3 protein-coding genes are annotated in these 2,547 nt (G+C 73.0%); 1 reads left to right on the top strand and 2 read right to left on the bottom strand.

The features are described 5' to 3' along the window. Window positions 1–162 precede the first annotated feature (162 nt). Both WD250_16445 and WD250_16450 read right to left on the bottom strand, forming a co-directional pair. Window positions 163–504 (bottom strand): hypothetical protein, encoded by a 342-nt coding sequence (locus WD250_16445; GenBank protein ID MEX2621808.1) that lies wholly within the window; start codon window positions 502–504, stop codon window positions 163–165. Window positions 505–737: 233 nt separating this feature from the next. Then, the gene (locus WD250_16450; GenBank protein MEX2621809.1) at window positions 738–1,928 is read right to left on the bottom strand and encodes a thiolase family protein; all 1,191 of its coding nucleotides are present in this window, start codon (window positions 1,926–1,928) and stop codon (window positions 738–740) included. A 152-nt stretch (window positions 1,929–2,080) separates the two neighbouring features. Between WD250_16450 and WD250_16455 the strand changes: the two genes are divergently transcribed. Further along, window positions 2,081–2,497, top strand: coding sequence for a DUF4383 domain-containing protein (locus tag WD250_16455; protein ID MEX2621810.1), 417 nt, complete (start codon window positions 2,081–2,083; stop codon window positions 2,495–2,497). Window positions 2,498–2,547 lie beyond the last annotated feature (50 nt).

A 2,547-nucleotide genomic window follows, 5' to 3' on the forward strand; every position in this document is an offset into this window, starting at 1 on the left:
GGGGGGCGCGAAGCGACCGCCATGGGATGCTGAGTGGGCATCGCCGCGCCCGTGCGCCGGACGTGAACGGGCGTTCGGGAATCCCGTGGGTGTCATCTGTTCCACAGGTCTGTCCACAGCTGTGGATAGTCCGGCCCGCGCGGCCACGGGACGCGCCGGGCGTCAGCTGAGCAGGTCGCCGGCCACCTCGCGGTGGCTGGTCATCCGCTCGCCGCAGTGGCGCGGTGCCGACTCGGTCCCCCGCACCAGCAGCAGCACCTCGGCGCCGCAGCCGCCGCAGGCGTACACGATGCGCTCCGAGCGGGTGTCGACGGGCTTCGGCGGGCCGTCCGGGATGTGGTCGGCCCCGTGGCGCAGCGACGCGAACGACGCGATGCCCACCCGCCAGATGGTGAGGCCGAGCAGGGGGGCGAACACGGCGACCGGCCGCACGACCCCGAACACCACCAGCCCCAGCCCGACCAGCACAGCGGGCCAGAACAACCGCTTCGACAGGGCAACCACCCCCCCAGGATAGCCCCACGACAGCCGACGGGACCGTCCGCGGCCCCGATCCCGACAAGCTCGCACCCGCCGAGCATTGCGACCGGTGCGTTCAGGATCAGGACCATCAGAAGGCCCCGATCCTGCACAGCCCCGTGCGAGGTGGGGGCGAGTCGGCCCGCCGGAGGACCGTGGAGGGTGGGCGGGTCAGCGCGGGGAGGCGGGCCGACATGCCACCAAGCCGAGTGGCTCGGTCAGCCGAGGCGCTCGACGATGGTGGCGTTGGCCTGGCCGCCCCCCTCGCACATCGCCTGCAGCCCGTAGCGCCCACCGGTCTGCTCCAGGGCGTGCAGCATCGTGGTGAACAGGCGCGCCCCAGACCCGCCGAGGGGGTGGCCGAGGGCGATGGCCCCGCCCCGCGGGTTGACCCGGTCGGGGTCGGCGCCGGTCTCGCGCAGCCAGGCCGCGACGACGGTGGCGAAGGCCTCGTTGATCTCGAAGTGGTCGATGTCGTCCACCGTGAGCCCGGCCTTCTCCAGGGCACTGGCCGTGGCCGGGATCGGCCCGGTGAGCATCAGGACGGGGTCGGTGGCGGCCAGCGCGAAGCTGTGCACCCGCCACCGGGGGGTCAGCCCGAGCTCGGCGGCCGCCTCCCGGCTCATCACCAGCAGGGCCGCCGCCCCGTCGGAGATCTGGCTGGCGTTGCCCGCGGTGACCACCCACGACAGCTCGGGGTGGGCCGCGGCGAGGTCGTCGGTGCGAAAGGCGGGTCGCAGGCCGGCCAGCGCTTCGGGCGTGGAGTCCGCTCGGATGCCCTCGTCGTCGGCGAACTCGGCGACGCTGCCGTCGGGTCGGGTGACCTTGACCGGCAGGATCTCCTGGCGGAAGCCCCCGTCGGCCGCCGTGGCTGCCGCACGACGGTGCGACGTCAGCGCGAGCCGGTCGGCCTCGTCGCGGGTGACCCCCCAGCGGGCGGCGATCATCTCCGCGGAGATGCCCTGGGGGACGAGCCCACCCGCGTACCGGGCGGCCATCCGCTCCCCGAACGGGTTCTGGCCGATGGTGTTGGACAGCATCGGCACCCTGGTCATGGACTCGACCCCACAGGCGATCGCGACGTCGTAGGCGCCCGCGAGCACCCCCTGGGCGGCGAAGTGCACGGCCTGTTGGCTCGACCCGCACTGGCGGTCCACCGTGGTGGCCGGCACCGACTCCGGCAACCCCGCGCCGAGCCAGGCGTTGCGGGTGACGTTCAGCGCCTGCTCGCCGACCTGGTCGACGCACCCGCCGATGACGTCGTCGACGCGCCCGGGGTCGATGCCGGCGCGCTCGACGAGGCCGGTGAGGACGTGGCCCAGCAGGTCCGCGGGGTGCCAGCCGGCCAGCGCCCCCGCACGTTTGCCGACCGCGGAGCGGACGGCTTCGACGATCACGGCTTCACGCATCGCGGGGCTCCTCGCAGACGGCGCCGGCGGTCGGCGCGCCGACTGCCCAGCGTACGGCCGACCACCGGTGTCGGCCCGACCAATCCGCGGCCGGCCCGAGCCCGAATCACGCACCGAGAACTGATAACCGAGGGGTCCGGGAGGAATTCACCATGATGAACAAGTCCATCGCCCGCAAGGGCGCACTGCTGTTCGGCGTCGTCTACGTCATCGTCGGCCTGGCCGGCTTCGCGGTCACCGGCTTCGACGACTGGCTGGTCAACACCAACGAGGTCCTGATCATCTTCGAGGTCAACGCCTTCCACAACGTCGTCCACCTCGCCCTCGGCGCGCTGTTCCTGGCCGCCTACGCCGTGCCCGACGAGAGCGTCGCGCAGGGGATCAACGCGGGCATCGGGTTCTTCCTCATCCTGGCGGCGGTCATCGGTTTCGCCGGCACCGGCGCCCTGCAGCTCATCTCCATCAACAGCGCGGTGGCCGCGGACAACTTCCTGCACCTGTTCGGTGGGATCGCCGCGGTGATCCTGGGCTTCCAGCGCCTGACCACGGCGACGACCGCCCCGGCCTAGCAACACCCGCAGTCCCGCAGTCCCGCAGTCCCCGTCGGGGGGGGGGGGGG

This window comes from Egibacteraceae bacterium, assembly GCA_040905805.1.
GTDB lineage: Bacteria > Actinomycetota > Nitriliruptoria > Euzebyales > Egibacteraceae > DATLGH01.